The sequence below is a fragment of the Hymenobacter psoromatis genome (genome assembly GCF_020012125.1).
GTDB classification, from domain to species: domain Bacteria; phylum Bacteroidota; class Bacteroidia; order Cytophagales; family Hymenobacteraceae; genus Hymenobacter; species Hymenobacter psoromatis.
In genome coordinates this window covers 2,215,253-2,232,555 of sequence record NZ_JAIFAG010000001.1, presented here as the reverse complement: position 1 = coordinate 2,232,555, position 17,303 = coordinate 2,215,253, and the positions used below count along the sequence as shown (strand labels likewise).

The window sequence follows — 17,303 nt, the reverse complement described above, 5'->3', positions numbered from 1 at the left end:
CGGGCGGGCGGGCGTTGCGGCCGCCGGCCAAAGGCGGGCCAAAAGAGAATGGGTACTACCCGTCCGTGGTGGGGTGAGTACGTAAAGAAAGCCAAAAAGCCGGCCTTCCCGCAAGTGGGGAAAGCCAGCTTCTCCTTAAACGCTGGGCCGCGCAAGCTTAGCGGGCCTTGCGGCGTTCGCGCAGCTTCTTGAGGCCGAGGGCCACGCCGCCGGCCAGCAGCAGCGAAGCGCCCCCATCAATGGGTACCTCAGTAGCGGGCGGATTGGTGGGGGTAGGGCCGCCCGAGGTGCCATCCTGAGCTAGGGCGGGGGTAGCAGCCCCAAACAGGCACACGGCAACGGTAGCCAAGGCGCTCGCAAAAGTATATTTTTTCATGGAAGTAAAAGTTAGGTGGGTTTTCAGCCAGTAGCGCTCGCCAGCAAGTCCCTGGCTACTGGCCCCCGCGCCACGGCGCGGGAGCCAGCAAATCAAGAACCTAGCAGGTTAGGACCAACAAGGTAGTAAGTTAATTAGCTACTACTACGCGCTTCACAACTTGGTTGCCGTCGGCCTTCAGCTGGAGCGTATACACGCCCGGTGCTAGATACGACACGTCGAATTGCGCGGTGGCCCCGGCGGCGGTCATGGGCAGCTTCTGCTGCGCCACTACCTGCCCCAGCTGGTTGAAGAGCACGGCCGAAACCGAGCCGTGGCCCAGCTCGGCGGGCACTACCAGCGTGAAGCTGGCGTGGGCCGGGTTGGGATAGAGCTGCACTTGCTGCGCCAGGGCGGCCGGGGTAGCGGCCAGCGGCGCGGCCGGGCCGAACGACAGGACAAAGCGCCCCGTCAGGGACTTCGTGTCCGCCGTGAAGCTGTACAGCGGCTGCTTGCTGAGGTCGATGCGCGCTCCGGTCTGGTTGTCGAGCAAGTACACTTGGTTGCTGCTGTCGAAGTGGAGCAGGTCCAGCGCGTTCAGGCTGTAAGTGCCGGTGGCGGGCACCTGCACGTTCAGAGGCACGGTGGTGGTCGTGCCCGTCAGCGGGGCCAGGCCATTCACCGACAGCTCGTTGGCCGAAATGAGGCTGCTTACGCTCAGGCCCGACGAGTTGGGCAGCTTGAAGGCATCAAACTTTGGGTCGAAGCCGGCCGTGGCCCCTTGCTCGAAGTATACGAAGGCTTCGTCGATGAGCGGCGTGCTGCCCTGCAAGCGCAGGCGCACCAGGGGCCGGGTGTCGGCCGCCGTGCGGTTAAAGCTCGGCGTGGTGGCGAAGGTGGTCACGCGCGAATCGTTGGTGAGGGCGAAGCTGGCCGTCTGGCTGGGGTCAGTGGCCCGCTTGAAGAAGCCCTGCATCGCCGCTATCTGCGGGCTGCCGCCCACGCCGTTCACGTAGCTGCGATACGCGCCCACGTACTGGCCGGTGCTCTGGTACACATATACTGCCGCGTCCATGTTGGTGCTGGCAATACCCACCGTCTGGCTGAAGTCAACCGGCGAGGGGTAGGGGTTGCCCAGCAGCTGCCAGCCGCTTTGCAGTTGGGTGCCGCGCGTCAGGTTGGTAATGGTTACCGGCCCGGTGTTGAGCGTACCCATCAGGTCCACGGTCGAGGTGGCCGCGATGTTTAGGTCGTAGCCCCGCAACGGGGTCATCACGTCGCTGGCCTGCGGTACGAAGAAGCCCTCATCGAAGTCGATAGAGCCGCCGCTACCGCTGGTCGTCACGCGGCTTTGGTCGTAGGCATACACGTTGGGGAAGGGTACCACCGCGTTGGGCGTAGTCGAGGTGTTATACGCCTGGTTGAATATCGGCGAGAAGCCGGGGGTAGTGGTCAGGTCGGTGAGCGTGGTGCTCACCATCGGCGAGCTGTAGTGGCGGTAGCCGGGCCCGGCGTTGAAGGCGGGGTCGATGGCGCGTTGCATGGTAGCCGGACCGGTCACGGCCCCGTTGGTGTTCACGACCAGGGCCGTGCCATTCGTGGGGGTCGAGAGCAGCGTCAGCATCTGGCTGGCGCTGGTGGTCAGGTTGCCGTTGGTCAGGGCCACGGTCTGGGTCACGGCCACACCGCCATTATTAAGGGTCAGGCCGCCGCCGTTCACGGTCAGACTGCGCACCTGGCTGGGCAGGCCGGTACCCGAAGTCTGGGCATCGCCGCCGGTATAGGCGTAGTTGGCATCGTTGCTATACGTGCGGGTGCCGGTGAGCTGAATAGCCCCACTAGCGCCCGTGGCAGCAATACCATCGCTGGCGCACACGCGTAGCGTAGCGCCGGCCGCCAGCGTGAAGGTGCCGCCGCCCGTGACGGGCAGGCAGCTGGTAGCCAGCACGCCCTGGGTGCTCAGCACGCCGCCCGCCTGCACGGTGAGGGCACTGTTTACCACGATGGGGCCGTTGAACGAGGCCACGCCGGTGCTGGTGATGGTGATGCTATTATACGTGCCCGACTCCACCGGCATGGCGGTGCTCACCGTCAGGTCGGGGTACACGATGGTGTTGGTGGGGCCGCCGGCCGCGCCGGTGCCGCTCCAGGGCGTCTGCACGAAGGGAAACGCGTCGCGGATGGTCGTGTCGTTGCGCTCCACGCCCGTCGTATAAAACAGCACGTTGCCGAGCTGCGCCGTTACGGGGCTAGTGGAGGCCGTGGTGAAGTCGTCGTACCACAGGCCGACGGCGGCCAGTACCACGCCGCTCACGGCCTTCAGCTCAATCTGGTCCACGGCATCCTCCAGGCGGCGGCCGTTGGGAAAACCATCCATGTTGGGGATGGCTTGCAGGCTGGCATCGCCATTGAAGCGCGGGTCGGTGAGGCCCAGCACAGCGGCCTGCAACAGGCCCTGGTTGCTGAAATCCTTCGAGGTGCGCGGAGTAGCGGGCACGGCCATGTTCAGGCGCAGCATATCGCCGACAATAGGCAGGAAGTTGTTGATGAACGGCTTACCGGCCGTGAGGGGATTTACGCCCGAGCCACCGGCAATCGGCGTCTTACCCGTAGCCAGCTGGTACGGAATCAGGTTGGGCACGCCGGTATGGAAAATGGGCTTGATGTCCACCGAGCGGGGCGAGCCCGCGGTGCCGCTATTCAGCAAATACTCGCCAAAGCCGGCCGGCGAAGGCGCGAGGGCCGTGCCTGCATAAGCTCCCGGTGTGGCGCTATACAACGCGCTCAAACCCGCCGCCCCGTTGCGGAAGTCGAAGCCATTGCCGAAGCCCGGCTGGCCCGCCAGCGACTTGGTCTGGATGCGCAGGGGCGCGATGTTCGGAATAGCCTCGCCGAAATACGTTTGGCCGGCAGGCTTGTCCGCCGCGCCGTTCATGGGCGTGTTGTCGGCCATGTACAGGCCCAGCTCGGGGTTCGAGAGGTAGCCATCGGTAGCCGCCGACTCGGTGTAGGGCGTGCGGGCGTTCCAGGCATCCTTATCCCCGATGGGGCTGATAACCTCGTTGGTAAGCGGCATTCCCAGGCGCGATACCTGCACCCAGTTGCCGCTGGCACCCTGGCCGGTGGTGGGGTCGAAGGTTTGCAGCTGCGGGCGGCTGGCCGAAGCCCACACCCCAATCACGTAGGCGGGGTCGAGGATGTTGGCGGCCGCGGCCGCCGTTTTGCCGCCGCTTTGCAGGCTGGCCACCGGAATGCTGAGCGCAATGGAGTGGCAGTTCTTGTGCGACAGGCCATCGGTGGGCGTGCCGCCCTTGCCGGTGGTACCCCGGATGCTGGCCAGGTCAAAAATGGCCCCCAGGTCGGCAAAGAACGGGTCGTCGGACGGGCCGCAGAGAATCTGCTCGCCGGTCGAGGCCGTGGTAATGGCGTTGGTACGCAGCGTTTCGTAGGGCGTACCAGCACCCAGGTTGAGGCCAGCCGGGCCATTGATGGAGCGCGGCCCGATGTTGTTGGGCGGCACCACGCCAGCCGTGATGATGTCGGTGAAGGTCATTCCGCCATCGGTGCTTTTCGAGCACGTGTAGGTGGTCTTCAGGTTTTGCGCGCCCAGCCGGATATTGAAGAACGTGGTAGGGTCGCCGTTGGTGCGCGTAAACACGAACCGGTAGGTAATGTCATCGGCCGTTTTGTTGGTGGCGGCCTGGTTTTTTATGTGCACCTCGTAGCGCACATTCTCGCCAAACGTGGAGTAGTTGGGCCCGCCCTGCGGCAGCTCAAACGGAATGTAGTTGGCAATGACGACGATACGCTCCGCGTTGTTGGGGTCTTTAAACGCGTAGAGGTCGGTATTATCGGCCACCGGGTCGTCGGCAATAAGCGGAGCCTCGCGGTGCGAGGAAGCCTCCAGGGGGGTGTAGTGCAGCTGGCTCCAGGTGGAGAAGCCGACTACCGCCGCCGCCAGCACGGGCAGCGCGACGTAGGTGCGTACTTGTTTAGATGTCATTTTAGTAAGACGATAGCAAGCTGAGACAATGAGTTAGCGGCGGATGCGAGTACCCTGCCACGGCGTCTGCACGTAGGGAAAGGAGGTGCGGAACGTGGTGTCGTTCTTCTCGACCCCGGCCGTGAAATTCAGCACTCCCTTCAGCTGCGGCGTGGCCGGCGAAGGTGTGGTGCCGGGCGTGTAGTCGTCGTACCACAGGCCAATGGCCGCCAGTACTGCGCCACTCACGGCTTGTAACTCAATCTTCACTACTTCGTCTTCCAGGCGGCGGCCGTTGGGGAAGCCGTCCATGTTGGGGATGTTCTGGATGGTCGTGTTGGCATTGTAGCGCGGGTCGGTGATGCCGAGCACGGCGGCGGCCAGCAGGCCCTGATTGCTGAAGTCGGGCGAGGTGCGCGGGGTAGCGGGCACGGCCATGTTCAGGCGCAGCATATCACCCACCACGGGCAAGAAGTTGTTGATGAACGGCTTACCGGCCGCCAAGGGGTTGCCATTCTTACCCGTGGCCAGCTGGTACGGAATAGCATTGGGCACGCCGGTGTGGAAAATCGGCTTGATATCCACCGAGCGGGGCTTACCGGCTACCAGCAGGTAGGGGCCGTAAGCGCCTTCAAACACGGTACCGGCCCGTTGGGCAGCGGTGAGGCCCGAGAGGCCCGCGGCCCCGTTGCGGAAGTCAAACGCTCCCAGCGACTTGGTCTGGATGCGCAGCGCGTTCAGCGCCGGTACGGCCTCGCCGTAGTACGTCTGGCCGGCGGGCTTGGCTGCCGCGCCGTTCACGGGCGTGTTATCGGCCATATACAGGCCTAGCTCGGGGTTCGAGAGGTAGTCGTCGGTCACAGCGGCTTCGGCACCGGGCTTGGCGCGGTTCCAGGCATCCTTGGCCCCAATGGGGTTGATGGCCTCGTTCAGCAGCGGCATGCCCAGGCGCGATACTTGGGTGTAGGTCATGTTATCGGTAGTAGCGCCCCCGGTGGCACTGAGCGTGCGCATGGTGGGGCGGCTGGCCGAGGCCCAAACCCCAATTACATAGTTGCCATCCAGAATGTTAGTGGCGGCGGCAGCCGTCTGGCCGGCCATTTGCAGCGTCGATACCGGAATACTCAGGGCAATCGAGTGCACGTTGTACTTGGCCAGGCCATCGCGGGCACCGTTGTTGGCGCGCAGCCCAGCCAAGTCAAAAATGGCCCCCAGGTCTACGTAAAACGGGTCGTCGGACGAGCCGCAGAACACCTGCTCGCCCGCGCCGCCCGAGGCGGTAGCTATGGTGCCCTGGCGGTAAGCGGTGTAGTTGGCCTGGGCCAGGCCCACGCCCGAGTTGATAGAGCGCGCCCCGATATTATAGGCCGGCACCACGCCGTTGGCTACGATAGTGGTGAAAGCCCCGCCACCCACGCTCTTCTCGCAGATGTAGGTGGTTTTCAGGTTCTGCTTGGCCAGCCGAATGTTGAAAAAGGTACTAGGGTCCTGGTTAGTGCGCGTAAAGGTGAAGCGATAGGTAATGTCATCGACCGTGGGGTTGGCCGTCTTGTTTTTAATGTGAATTTCGTACCGGATGTTCTCGCCGAAAGTCGAGTAGTTGGGCCCACCCTGCGGCAGCTGAAACGGGATGTAATCGGCAATGAGTACGATACGCTCCGGGTCGTTGGGGTCCTTGAAGGCGTACACGTCGGTGTTGTCGGCCAGCGGGTCGTCGGCAATAAGCGGGGCTTCGCGGTGGCTACTGGCCTCCAGGGGCGTGTAGCGCGCAACGCTCCAGACCGAGAGCGCCGTCACGGCTAAGGCCCCCGCCAACCACTGCGAGGGTTTGGTTAACATGTGTTTCATGAGAGAAATGAAAAGGGGTAAAAGTGAAAAAACCAAGCGCAACCACTAAAAAACAAAAGACAATAGACTACCCTTGAGCAGTTTGTGAAAAAACTACAGGGCGCAGCCAAACCGGCAGAAATTGCCGGAAATACCAGAAAAGCTATCGGAAAAAGAGACCCGGCCGCCCATAGCGTGCGGCCATCCAGCCTCTACTGCGGTGAATTAAAAAAGGGCTTGCTGGCCGGAGTATCGAAGGCACCGCGCCCACGTAAACAGAGCGAAAGCCAGCCAGAACGATGGGTTTTCAAAGCGAAATTGTAATCAGATACTAGGATGGATTACTTTAGTCTTTCGACAAGCTTTCAGCAAACGTATCAGGCAGAGCTACGCTACCCGTAGTACTTTGGACTTATAAAAGTGAACTATTTTTTGAAAGTCCTAAATTCATTATTTCCAAGTCCTTTCCAGCGCTATCGTTGGGCTCAGCAAGCCAATAATCCCCGGCTGAGAGTTCAATTTCTGCGGCCCGCCCTACCCCTCCCGCTGCCCCGGTTACCCAGCGAGCACGGGCTACCGGACCGCGTTTTCGCGGCCTGGCAAATACCCTAACTAGCTTCAACAGCTAACTCAGCCTACACCTCCACTACCTCGCCCGAGCCGAAATAATAGATAAGCCCGTGCACGTCGGCGTAGCCCAGCTCCCGAAATAAATTTCCGTAGTCCCGCAGCCGAATTTTATGAATATCCAGCGGCGGCGGCAGCTTAAAATCGAGCATTGTCACGGTTTGCTCTGCCCGGCTCGCGCCGGTGCCGAATACGATGCGGTCGGGCTTGTAGGCGCGCTGGGTGCGGCCGCCCACCAATATTTCGCGCTCCGTTTCCACGGCTAGGTTATCCGCAAAGTATGGGGCCAGGCGTGGGTCGTGCAGCAGTTGGCGCAGGCCGGCTTCGAGGGCGGGCTTTTCCTGCTGGTTGATAAGCCCTTCGGCCACAAGCTGGCGTAGTGTGCGGCCCAGGTCGCGGGCCGATAGCAGCCGGCGCAGGGCGTAGTGCAGCTTGCGATTCAGTTCGCCCAGCTGCTCCTGCTCATCAAATTCAAACACGGCCGTGGCGTGGCGGCGCAGCTTCAGGCGCTCGGGCCAGGGCGTGGAAGCCAGGTTAGTGAGCGGAAATTTGGTTTTTGCAGCCTGGTTTTTGGTATCTGATGCCTTCGGCGTGCCTTGGCTAAGCACAAAGCTGGTCGTATCGGGCTGCCAGCGACCGAGCTCGCGTAGGTAACCAGCCAGTAAATCGGCCACGTCGCGGGCCGGCCCCTGGTCGGCCGCCGGCAGGGGGGTAGGGCTAGGCGGCAGTTCGCTGGTGGTTTTGCGCGCTTCGGCGAGCGCTTTGCTCAACACGTAAAGCCGGTGCCGGGGCCGGGTAAACGCCACGTACAGCGTGTTGAGGCCGTCGAGTAGCGTTTTTTCGCGCTCCTCGGCATCCTGCGCCGCCAGGGGCGTGTGGCTGAGCGTTTTGTTGAGGCGCACTACGGCCACGTCGGGCAGCTCGGGCAGGGGCTTATCGGCTGCGGCAAGGCGGCCCCAGAGCAGCGTGTCGGTACGGGGTACCAGCGCCCAGTCCGCAAACGGCACGATGACGATGCCATATGCCAGCCCCTTAGCCTTGTGCACGGTCGTAATGGTAATGGCATCGGCCCCGCCCGGCGCGTTAATGCTCAGCGTGCCCTTGCGCTCCTCCCAATGCGTCAGAAAATTACCTAGATTATTTCCGTATTTCAAGCTAAATTCCAGCGTCAAATCCAGAAACCTGAATAAATAGTCACTCTCCGAATTAGCGCCCAATAATTTAAAAATTCCCAGTAGTTTCTCCGTTAATTCGTACAAGCCCAAATTACCGATTTTATCTTCCTCGACATTAAAACCTAATTCGCGTAATTCATTGAAAAACGGCTTGCTACTTTCCTTTTGATTTGCCACGTCGGCAATGTGTCGGGCGCGCGCCGGGGTGGGGGGTAGGCGGCGCACCACGCGGTCCACGAGCAGCAGCGCCTCGGCCCGCGCCAGCGTGTCGCTACCCTGGTGCAGCACCCGCATCACGGCCACTACCAGGTTCACCACCTCCGCAAATTGCAAGGCCAGTGAATCAGCCGAAATTATCGGAAACCCGCGCTCCTTCAAGAACTTAGCCAGCAGTCGGCTCTGGGCGCGGGTGCGGCACAGCACGGCCACGTCGCGCAAGTGGTAGCCCTCGGCCAGCGCCTGCTCCACTAGCTGCAAAGTCAGATAGCAGGTACTTTCCGGGTAGTCGAGCGTGGCATCGGGTAGGTAGCCGGGCAGCGGCGCATCGAGGTATTGGCCGGGGGTAGGCGCGTAGCGCCGGGCGGGCGCGTCGTCGTGGGTGAAGAGTAATTCGACGTGGCCGCCAACGATTACCTCACCCCCTAGCCCCCGAAAAAATGCTTGATGCGCATTTTCCAAAAGAGAGGGGGAACTAGCTTCTAGTAATAGACTAGCGCTAGAATTAAAAGCTAGTCCCCCCTCTCTTTTGGAGAGGGGGCTAGGGGGTGAGGTGTTGCCGGGCGCCGCCTGCCGAAACCCCGGCTCGAAAATTCCCTGCACTACCTCGTGCTCCCCACTGCGCTCTCGCACGTAAGTGAAAAAATTATTATTAAAGCTAATTATCGCCGGCTCACTCCGGTAATTAATCGCCAGCGAACGCGGCTCCAGATTCTGCCGCAACGCATAATAACGCTCCTCCAAAATACGCTGCATATTGGCGTCGCGGGCGCGAGCCGCTAGCGCGTCGGTATTACCCTGATGCAACCGCAGAATTTGCTCCAGCTCACCGCCGCGCCAGCGGTAAATGGCCTGCTTGGCATCGCCCACGGCAAGCGAAAGCCCGCCGTTGCCCACCGCATTTTCCACGAGGGGTAGCAAATTATTCCATTGCAAAACTGACGTGTCCTGAAACTCGTCAATTAATAAGTGGCGGTATTTTTCGCCCAGCCGCTCGTAAATAAACGGTACCGGCTCGTTGAGCACGATAGTCGCAATACGTCGATTAAATTCCGAAATCAATACCACGTTACGCTCGCGGCTGATTTCTTCTACTAGTTTATTTAATTCACTCAGCAGCGAGGTATGGAATAAAAACGGCTGCACTGCGCCCAGCAGCACGTAGCCCGGCAAGTACTCCTCGCGCAGCGCCAGCAGCTCACCAAAGGCATCTTCCAAGGCGGGCTGGGCGGCCTCAATAGCGGATACCAGACCGGCTTTCTTACCCTTTTCGCTCCACCACTTGCCGCTTTCGATGGTTTTGCGGGCCGTCGCGGTCGGGAAAATCCCGTCCTTGTCGGGCGGATTCAACCAGCGCTCCCACTTCATGAAGTGCCCGTAGATGCCGCTGCTACCGCTGGCCAGGTGCTCGGCCTCGATGCCGCCCGCCGCCAGCACGGCCAGCGCGTGGTCGGCCTGCGCCTGCACCGCTGCCTCGGCCGCCCGCTGCCGGGTACGGATTTCCTGGTCCAAAGCTCGAAAATCGGCCATCGTTTTCTGGCTCAGTTGCGCCACAGCCTCGTGCACGCTCTCGTTGAAAAGCGCCCGGCCGAAGTCCAGCAACTCGTCGGGCAGCTTGTTCCAGTTGCGGCCCTGCTCGGCTTGGCCCAGCGCGTAGTCGGCCAGCGTCTGGCTCAGCAGCTTGCTTTGCGGGTCGCGGTTTACCTTGTCAATCAGCGCGGCCACCGCCGAGCGCAGCACGCTGTCGGTATCCAGCTCCACCTCAAAGGCAGCGGGTAGGCCTAGCTCCCGCGTAAAAGCCGTCACGATGCGCTGCACAAACGAGTCAATCGTGCTCACCGCGAAGTCGGCGTAGTGGTAAAGCACCAGCCGAAACGTGGCCGCTGCCCGCCGCCGCACCTCGCGCTGCCACTCGGCCGGCGTGCGCAGGTGCGGCGGCAATTGTTTTTCCTGCGCCAGCTCGGCCGCTACCTCCGCCAGTAAATCATTGGGCTCATCCTCCGCCTCTTGTGCGAAGCGCCGCAGCGCGCCCACGATGCGCTCTTTCATCTCGCCCGCCGCGTCGTTGGTGAAGGTGATGGCTAGAATGCTCTTGAAATAGCTCGGGTTAAAGAACCGCTCGCCCGTGGGGTCGGCCGGCTGGGGGTAGCCCAGGGCCAGCTTCAGGTATTCTTTTGTTAATTGGTACGTCTTGCCGGAGCCGGCCGAGGCGGAATAGATGCGGAATGGGGCAGGCATTAAGTAAAAAGATAAATAAACTCAAACTATGACAAATAATACTCGAAAAGCCGCTTTGATTTTTTGTGCAGTTATAATGGGTACCCGAGCATTCCCGGAGATTAACCACTATAAGCCACAAGGGTATAGCACGTGCACTGAATCTGATGAAATAACCTATGAGTATTATGAACTCCCATCCGATATACAACTGACTCAGACTGAATTTGAGGCCATGAAAATGCTTTTATCAAAAGCGGTTTCTAGATACAATCATCGGGTATCCTATAAGTATAAGCAAATGAAGATTTTATCGGGTAACTATGGAATACAATATGAAGCTAAACTCGATAAAAAGGGAAATAAAATAGTTGAAATAAACGCGTTCGCTAAAGAAGAAGGAGAGCAAAAAGAATACAAAGAATTGACTACTAAACGGTTTGTTGTATTCGACGGTGGCAGCAGTTATTTTAACACCGTCATTAATTTGAAAAGAAAAAAGGCCGCCCCAGTTTTTATTCACGGCTTCGCCTAGATGTTAACCAGACAGCAACAATTCCGCCCATTCCCCCGGCACCCGCACCGGCCGGCCACTTCCCGCATCCAGCAACACCCACTGCGTTTCGGCGGCGCACAGCAGCTGCCCGTCGGCCACGCGCTCGATGCGGGTGAGGCGCTTGGAGCTGGCTCCCTTCACGTCGGCTACCCAGGTGTAGGCGCGCAGCTCGTCGCCGGCGTAGGCCGAGCGTAGATAGCGCACGCGGTGCTCCTGGATTACCCACACCTGGGGGGGTAGGGCCTCAGTGGGCGGGAAGAAGTGGTGCCAGTGGGCGGCGGCCACTTCCTGCACCCAGCGCACGTAGGCCACGTTGTTGGCGTGGCCGAGCTGGTCGATGTCACTAGCCTCGACGGTAAAGACGTGAGCGTAAGCGTGGGTAGGGGCCGCGGGCGTGTCCATAACTTTTTTTTGGGATGGACGAAGTTCGGGAATTTTGTCTATCTTTGGCGCAACTCAAGGCTCTGTGGTGCTGTTCCGGTCCGCTCCGGTGTATTTGCATCTTAGGTCCCCAGCTTCCCGCCGGGTCTTGATGACACCCAAATATTTTTTTTATTATGCCGACCGGAACGGTAAAATTCTTCAATGAGACCAAAGGATTTGGTTTCATCAAAAACGACGATACTGGCCAAGACATCTTCGTTCACGTCACCGACCTCGTAGACGCTAAGTCGCTACAGGAGAAAGACAAGGTTCAGTACGAGGAAGCCCAGGGCCGCAAGGGTCCGAACGCTGTAAAAGTGTCGCTGCTCTAAGCAAAAGCACTTTTCGTAACTGCCAGAAGGGCGCCTTTCCAGCCGGAAAGGCGCCCTTCTTGTTTGTGGAATTTATGTCCAACTGCTTCGTTCCTGCGTGAGAGACGCGATGGGTCGCGTCTCTACGGCACGGATGTAACCAAACGATATCATAAATAAAAAATAGCTTTTATGAGAAAAAATACGTACCTTTGCACCCGCATTTGAGAATGGCCCCATTGAGTGGCCGGGGTGGCCCAGAGTTAAGTAGTTGGCTGCCGAGTAGTTCCCGTTTAGTTCGGTCGTATTTTTTCCGCCTTGTCACTGTCAGGAAAGGTTGAGGAGGGAAGAAGCGCCGCCGCTGTTGAGCCGGCTGTTTTCAGAGCGTAAGTCTCTTTTCCCTTTATGCCACCCCGGTTTTGGAAAACCAGGTGGCCCTAACCCCCTTTCAGTTCCGATTATGGATACCGAACAAGTAGAACAAACGGCCCCCAAGGCGGCCGAAAAGGCCAAAGTGCGCTTCGACGAACTAAACCTCTCGCCCGAAGTACAGCGCGCCATCACCGACATGGGCTACGAGGAAGCCTCGCCCATTCAGGCGGCCGCTATTCCGGCGCTGCTCGCTGGCAAAGACGTTATTGGCCAGGCCCAGACGGGCACCGGCAAGACGGCCGCCTTCGCCATTCCGGCCATTGAGGGCGTAGACGGCGAGAGCCGCGACGTGCAGGTTATCGTGCTCTGCCCTACCCGCGAGCTAGCGGTGCAGGTGTCGGGCGAAATCCAGAAGCTGGGCAAGTACAAGAAAGGTCTGGCCGTAGTCCCCATTTACGGGGGTAGCAGCTACGACCGGCAGTTCCGCGCCCTGGAGCGCGGCGTGCAAATCGTGATTGGCACACCCGGCCGCGTCATGGACCATATCGAGCGCGGCACGCTGAAGCTCGACAAGGCTACCAAAATCATTTTGGACGAAGCCGACGAGATGCTCGACATGGGCTTTCGGGATGATATCGAGTTCGTGCTCAGCAAGATGCCGCAAGACCACCAGACGGTATTCTTCTCGGCCACGATGAGCAAACCGATTATGGAGATGACCAAGAAGTACCAGCGCGACCCGCAGGTAGTGAAGGTCAACCACCAGCAGATGACGGTCTCGAACATCGAGCAAAGCTACTTTGAGGTGCGCGGCCCGCAGAAGAAGGACGTGCTCACGCGCATCCTCGATATGTATAGCCTCAAGTCAACCATTATTTTCGCTAATACGAAGCGCATGGTGGATGATATCGTGTCGGACCTGCAAGCCAAGGGCTATTTCGCCGACGGCCTGCACGGCGACATGAGCCAGGCCCAGCGCCAGAACACGCTCGACAAGTTTCGTAAGAACACCTTGGAAATCCTGGTAGCCACCGACGTAGCCGCCCGCGGCATCGACGTGGACGACGTGGAGGCCGTGTTTAACTACGACCTGCCCGCTGACGAGGAGTATTATGTGCACCGCATCGGCCGCACGGGCCGCGCCGGTAAGAGTGGCCGCGCCTTCACTTTCGTGAGTGGCCGCGATATTTATAAGCTGCGCGACATCATGCGCTTCACTAAGGCCGATATCAAGCTGGAGCAAGTGCCCTCGTTTGCCGACGTGTCGGAAGTGAAGACGACCCTCTTCCTCAACCAGATAAAGGAGGTAGTGGAAAAAGGTAACCTGGATAAATACATTGGCCGCGTGCAGCGCCTGCTCGACCAGAGCGAGGAAATTACTTCGCTTGACATCGCGGCGGCCCTGCTCAAAATGACGATGAAAGAGGACAAGCGCAACGAGCAAAGCCTCGATGCCAGCCGTGAAAAAGGAGCCTCGCGCCCCGGCTACACGCGCCTCTTCATCAGCATGGGCAAAAAGGACCGCCTGCACCCCCGCGACGTAGTGGACTTGATTGCCGAAAACTCCAACCTGCCCGGCAATAAAGTTGGCGATATCGCCCTCTACGACAAGTTCAGCTTCGTGGAAGTGCCCAACGAATTTGCGGAGGACATCGTAGGCCAGCTTGGTCGCAGTAGTATTCAGGGTCAGCCCGTTACGTTCAGTATCGCTACCCCGGTGCAAGATGCGGCGGCCAAAGAAGAGGGCCTGAACCGCCCTGAGCGTCGCGAAGGCGGCTTCGGCGGCGGCGACCGCCGCGAAGGTGGCCGCCCGCCCTACGGCAGCGGTAACAACCGGGGCGGTAGTTACGGCGACCGCCGCGAAGGCGGCAGCAGCTACGGCGGCGGCTATAAAGGTGGCCAGAGCGGCCAGGGCGGCCAGGGTGGCCAGGGTGGCCAGGGTGGCGGCAGCAGCTACGGCAACCGCGGCGGGGGTAGCAGCTACGGCGGCAACCGCGAAGGCGGCAGCAGCTACCAGCGCGGCGGCTACAAAGGCGGCCAGGGCGGTCAAAGCAGCCAAAGCGGCGGCGGCTACAAGGGCAAGCGCGAGAGCTTCGACGAATAGAACCACTGATTTTAGCGGATTTCACGGATTTTGTGGACGACGTTTTTCGGGTAATAAGCAAGGGCTACCCAATGGGTAGCCCTTGCTTATTACTTAAATGCCGAACCAGAATATCTCATGCAAAAAAAGAGAGGCTGCTTGTATAGCAGCCTCTCTTCTCTACAGAAAGCGTCGTCTACAGAATCTGTGCAATCTGCTAAAATCAGTGGTCTATTTGGACGAATCGCGCAGGCCGCGAATCTCGTCGTGGGCGGCTTTTACACCCTGGGCTTGCTTTTCAATAATTGACTTAAGAGCACTAGGTAAGTCCTGCGCCTTACCAGCTACTTCGTAAGCCTTTTTGGCTACGTCTTCGCCGCGCTCGCACTCGGCCAGGATAGCGTGGTTGTCGTGGCCGGTTACGGCGGCTTTCAAATCAATCCAGGCGTGGTGAATGGTACCCGTGATGGAAGAGCCCTCGTTGGTATCGGGCTTAAGGTCCAACTTGAACATCTGGTCTTCTAGCTCCGTGACGTAACTGGCACGCTGGGCAGAGTACTTCTTGAACAGGTCCTTGAGGTGTGCGTCTTTCACGTCCACCATCGCGTCGGCGTAGCCTTTCTGGCCATCCTTCAGGGTTTCGATGAGTTCGTTGAGCAGGGTTTGCGTGGCTTTGGCTTCCATGATGGAATGTAATTTTAGATGGAGAATACGGACAGGTTTACTAGCCAACGGCCCGCAGGGTTACGGCCGAGCTTAAAGAAGCCGAAATTTTGGTTGCCCCCACGCCCGTAATTCCTGTACGGCCGGCTACCCAGCCAAGAGGGGGATAGGGACGGCCACCGCCATTGCGCGCCCCGCCAGGAAGCCCGTCGTCCAGGCCGCTTGAAAATTAAAGCCGCCCGTAATACCATCAATATCAAGTACCTCGCCGGCAAAATAAAGTCCTGGCACGCGGCGGCTTTCCATTGTAGCCAGATTTACTTCGCTGAGCGGGATGCCGCCGCAGGTTACAAATTCGTCCTTGTGGGTAGTCTTGCCCTGCACCTGCAAGGGTGTGCGTAGCAGTAGCTCTAGTAGGCGGCTCTGGGCTTTGGCGGGCACCTCGTTCCACCGCAACTCGGGGCCAATGCCGGCTTCGGTCGCCAGCGTGCGCCAGAGGCGGGTAGGGAGGCCAAATTGCGGGTGCGCGGCCACCTGCTTCTTGCCGTTATCGAGGCGGAAAGTCTGCGCCCAGGGGCGGAGCGTTTCGTCGGTGTGGGTGGGCACCCAGTTGATGAGCGCCGTACCGTGGTAGCCCAGCTCGTGCAGGCGGCGCGCCCCCCAGGCCGAGAGCTTGAGCACGGCCGGGCCGCTCACGCCCCAATGCGTCACGAGTAGCGGGCCTTCGTATTGCAGCTTTTCGCCGGCCAGCACCACCCGCGCGTGGGGCACGCTCACGCCCGGCAGCTCGCGCAGCGGCGAGGCCGGCACGTTGAACGTAAATAGCGAAGGTACCGGCTCGGCAATGGTATGGCCCAAGGCACGCAGCCAGTCGTAGGACCCTGATTTGGGGCTGCCGCCCGTGGCCACTAGCACCCGCGCCACCCGCAGCTCAGAGCCTAGGGCCGCGCTACTTTCCCCGCTGATTTTCAGGGTGAAGCCGCCGTCCGGCAGGGCCGTTATCTCCTCGGCGGCAGTGCGGGTGAGTACCCAGACGCCGGCGCGGCGAGCCGCGTCTTCGAGCGCCCGCGCAATGGTTTCGCTGCTGTCGGTGGTCGGAAACATACGGCCATCGGCCTCCGTCTTGAGCCCTACCCCCCGCTTGGCGAACCACGCCACCGTATCGGCCACACCAAACTGCCGGAAGGCTTCCTTGAGCTGCCGGCCGCCGCGGGGGTAGTGCTGCACCAGCTGCGCCGCCGATTCGCAGGCGTGGGTTACGTTGCAGCGCCCACCGCCTGAGATGCGCACCTTGCCTAACAGTTTCAGGCTTTTCTCCAGTAAAAAAACCGGCTGGCGCGGGTTGGCTTCGGCGCAGGCAATAGCCCCGAAAAAGCCCGCTGCGCCACCGCCCAGCACAACTACTGGTAGCGGTGGCGCAGCAACTAAAGGAAGCGTAGGCATACGTAAAGATACGCCCGCCGCCGGGGTAGGCTTAGCAGTATGGTAGTGCGGCCAGCACGTCGTCGTGCACGAACGGGTAGGGTACTAGCCCGCGCAAGCGGCTCGAATCAATGAGTTTGCCGCCTTGATTTTCAGGCAAAAATGTTGGCGACTCCAATTCTAGAGAAATAGCGGCAGCAGGGTAGAAGTCGCGCCGCAACGGGTGCGACTGCGCGCACACGTTGAGTGTGTGCCCCCAAATATTCTGGCTAATGATAGTGCTGAGTACGCCCACCGCATCGGTCAGGTGCAGCAGGTTGGTGGGGGCGTCGCCCTGTGGCAGGTTGCGCCGGCCCGCCAGAAAGCGCCCCGGTGGCCGGCCCGGCCCGAAGAGGCCACCCAGCCGTACCACCGTGCTTTGCCACTGGCCGTAGCGCGGCACAAAATGCCCCTCCGTGCGCAACACGTCGGAGGCCGCGTCGCGGGTACTAACAGCATCGGTTTCGCGCATCAGCCGGGGCTCGTCTGGGTATACGCCGCTGGTAGAAACGAACAGCACCGACCGGGTGCGAGCCGCCGCCACGGCCCGGTGTAGCGGGCGTAGTAGTTGCGGGTAGCCGCCCGCCACGGCCGCCCGCGGCGGAATATTAATAACCAACGTATCGGCCTGGCGCAGCCATTCGGTGAAGCTTTGCTCCTCGGCCGAGCTAAAGTCGCTACCCAGTTGCAACAGCCGGGGCTCGATGCCCGCGGCCGCCAGCACTGGTAGCTGCTCGGGGGTAGTAGTAGTACCCAGCACCCGGCAGCCCTGCGTTAAAAGATTCATTGCCAATGGCATTCCCAACCAGCCACATCCTACCACGGCTACCGTCGATGCTCCGGCAGCTAAACTTATATTGGGGGTAATGGACATAAAAACTATTCTCGAATGCTACTTAGCTATGTTAAAAAACGGCAGGCCACCTATCTAGTGCGGCAAGCTACCCCCTATGTTGGCTATTTGCTCCGACCAGCTACTTACCTTCGGGCATTCATCATGCCAGTAATACTGGTTTAGTCAAGTATCAGATGTTA

At 60.1% G+C, this 17,303-nt stretch carries 12 protein-coding genes; 4 read left to right on the top strand and 8 right to left on the bottom strand.

What is annotated here, in order from left to right; genetic code table 11:
* Positions 1–157: 157 nt before the first annotated feature.
* The 3 genes from LC531_RS09635 to LC531_RS09625 all read right to left on the bottom strand — a co-directional run bounded on the left by LC531_RS09635 (position 158) and on the right by LC531_RS09625 (position 6,185).
* Positions 158–376: a PID-CTERM protein-sorting domain-containing protein gene (locus LC531_RS09635; protein WP_223650084.1), complete on the bottom strand. Its 219-nt coding sequence runs from the start codon at positions 374–376 to the stop codon at positions 158–160.
* Between the two features lie 130 nt (positions 377–506).
* Complete coding sequence (locus LC531_RS09630) at positions 507–4,358, bottom strand: DUF4331 family protein (protein WP_223650083.1); 3,852 nt, start codon at positions 4,356–4,358, stop codon at positions 507–509.
* A 33-nt stretch (positions 4,359–4,391) separates the two neighbouring features.
* On the bottom strand, positions 4,392–6,185 hold the full coding sequence (locus tag LC531_RS09625) for a DUF4331 domain-containing protein (RefSeq protein ID WP_332874886.1): 1,794 nt from the start codon (positions 6,183–6,185) through the stop codon (positions 4,392–4,394).
* Positions 6,186–6,269: 84 nt separating this feature from the next.
* Between LC531_RS09625 and LC531_RS09620 the strand changes: the two genes are divergently transcribed.
* Positions 6,270–6,488 carry a hypothetical protein gene (locus LC531_RS09620; protein WP_223650082.1) on the top strand — a complete coding sequence of 73 codons (219 nt, stop codon included), beginning with the start codon at positions 6,270–6,272 and terminating at the stop codon, positions 6,486–6,488.
* A gap of 311 nt (positions 6,489–6,799) precedes the next feature.
* Here LC531_RS09620 and LC531_RS09615 read toward each other — a convergent pair whose 3' ends face one another.
* A complete protein-coding gene (locus LC531_RS09615; protein WP_223650081.1) occupies positions 6,800–10,420 on the bottom strand; it encodes a UvrD-helicase domain-containing protein in 3,621 nt (1,206 codons plus the stop codon).
* Between the two features lie 28 nt (positions 10,421–10,448).
* On the opposite strand from LC531_RS09615, the gene LC531_RS09610 reads away from it, so the two are divergent.
* Positions 10,449–10,934, top strand: coding sequence for a hypothetical protein (locus LC531_RS09610; RefSeq protein ID WP_223650080.1), 486 nt, complete (start codon positions 10,449–10,451; stop codon positions 10,932–10,934).
* Between the two features lie 3 nt (positions 10,935–10,937).
* Here LC531_RS09610 and LC531_RS09605 read toward each other — a convergent pair whose 3' ends face one another.
* Positions 10,938–11,357, bottom strand: coding sequence for an acyl-CoA thioesterase (locus LC531_RS09605; protein ID WP_223650079.1), 420 nt, complete (start codon positions 11,355–11,357; stop codon positions 10,938–10,940).
* A gap of 155 nt (positions 11,358–11,512) precedes the next feature.
* On the opposite strand from LC531_RS09605, the gene LC531_RS09600 reads away from it, so the two are divergent.
* Both LC531_RS09600 and LC531_RS09595 read left to right on the top strand, forming a co-directional pair.
* Positions 11,513–11,710: a cold-shock protein gene (locus LC531_RS09600; RefSeq protein WP_223650078.1), complete on the top strand. Its 198-nt coding sequence runs from the start codon at positions 11,513–11,515 to the stop codon at positions 11,708–11,710.
* Between the two features lie 439 nt (positions 11,711–12,149).
* Entirely contained in the window at positions 12,150–14,165 is a 2,016-nt protein-coding gene (locus LC531_RS09595; RefSeq protein WP_223650077.1) for a DEAD/DEAH box helicase, read from the top strand.
* Between the two features lie 210 nt (positions 14,166–14,375).
* On the opposite strand, the gene LC531_RS09590 is transcribed toward LC531_RS09595, so the two are convergent.
* The 3 genes from LC531_RS09590 to LC531_RS09580 all read right to left on the bottom strand — a co-directional run bounded on the left by LC531_RS09590 (position 14,376) and on the right by LC531_RS09580 (position 17,142).
* Positions 14,376–14,828, bottom strand: coding sequence for a PA2169 family four-helix-bundle protein (locus tag LC531_RS09590; RefSeq protein ID WP_223650076.1), 453 nt, complete (start codon positions 14,826–14,828; stop codon positions 14,376–14,378).
* 126 nt (positions 14,829–14,954) lie between these two features.
* Complete coding sequence (locus LC531_RS09585) at positions 14,955–16,250, bottom strand: BaiN/RdsA family NAD(P)/FAD-dependent oxidoreductase (protein WP_223650075.1); 1,296 nt, start codon at positions 16,248–16,250, stop codon at positions 14,955–14,957.
* A gap of 31 nt (positions 16,251–16,281) precedes the next feature.
* Entirely contained in the window at positions 16,282–17,142 is an 861-nt protein-coding gene (locus tag LC531_RS09580; protein WP_223650074.1) for an NAD(P)-binding domain-containing protein, read from the bottom strand.
* Between the last annotated feature and the right edge of the window lie 161 nt (positions 17,143–17,303).

Excerpts from the sequence above, each read along its gene's own strand:
- LC531_RS09600 (WP_223650078.1), top strand. The coding sequence starts at position 11,513 with ATGCCGACCGGAACGGTAAAATTCTTCAATGAGACCAAAGGATTTGGT.
- LC531_RS09590 (WP_223650076.1), bottom strand. The coding sequence starts at position 14,828 with ATGGAAGCCAAAGCCACGCAAACCCTGCTCAACGAACTCATCGAAACC.
- LC531_RS09630 (WP_223650083.1), bottom strand. The coding sequence starts at position 4,358 with ATGACATCTAAACAAGTACGCACCTACGTCGCGCTGCCCGTGCTGGCG.
- LC531_RS09615 (WP_223650081.1), bottom strand. The coding sequence starts at position 10,420 with ATGCCTGCCCCATTCCGCATCTATTCCGCCTCGGCCGGCTCCGGCAAG.
- LC531_RS09625 (WP_332874886.1), bottom strand. The coding sequence starts at position 6,185 with ATGAAACACATGTTAACCAAACCCTCGCAGTGGTTGGCGGGGGCCTTA.
- LC531_RS09605 (WP_223650079.1), bottom strand. The coding sequence starts at position 11,357 with ATGGACACGCCCGCGGCCCCTACCCACGCTTACGCTCACGTCTTTACC.
- LC531_RS09585 (WP_223650075.1), bottom strand. The coding sequence starts at position 16,250 with ATGCCTACGCTTCCTTTAGTTGCTGCGCCACCGCTACCAGTAGTTGTG.
- LC531_RS09595 (WP_223650077.1), top strand. The coding sequence starts at position 12,150 with ATGGATACCGAACAAGTAGAACAAACGGCCCCCAAGGCGGCCGAAAAG.
- LC531_RS09580 (WP_223650074.1), bottom strand. The coding sequence starts at position 17,142 with ATGTCCATTACCCCCAATATAAGTTTAGCTGCCGGAGCATCGACGGTA.
- LC531_RS09610 (WP_223650080.1), top strand. The coding sequence starts at position 10,449 with ATGACAAATAATACTCGAAAAGCCGCTTTGATTTTTTGTGCAGTTATA.
- LC531_RS09635 (WP_223650084.1), bottom strand. The coding sequence starts at position 376 with ATGAAAAAATATACTTTTGCGAGCGCCTTGGCTACCGTTGCCGTGTGC.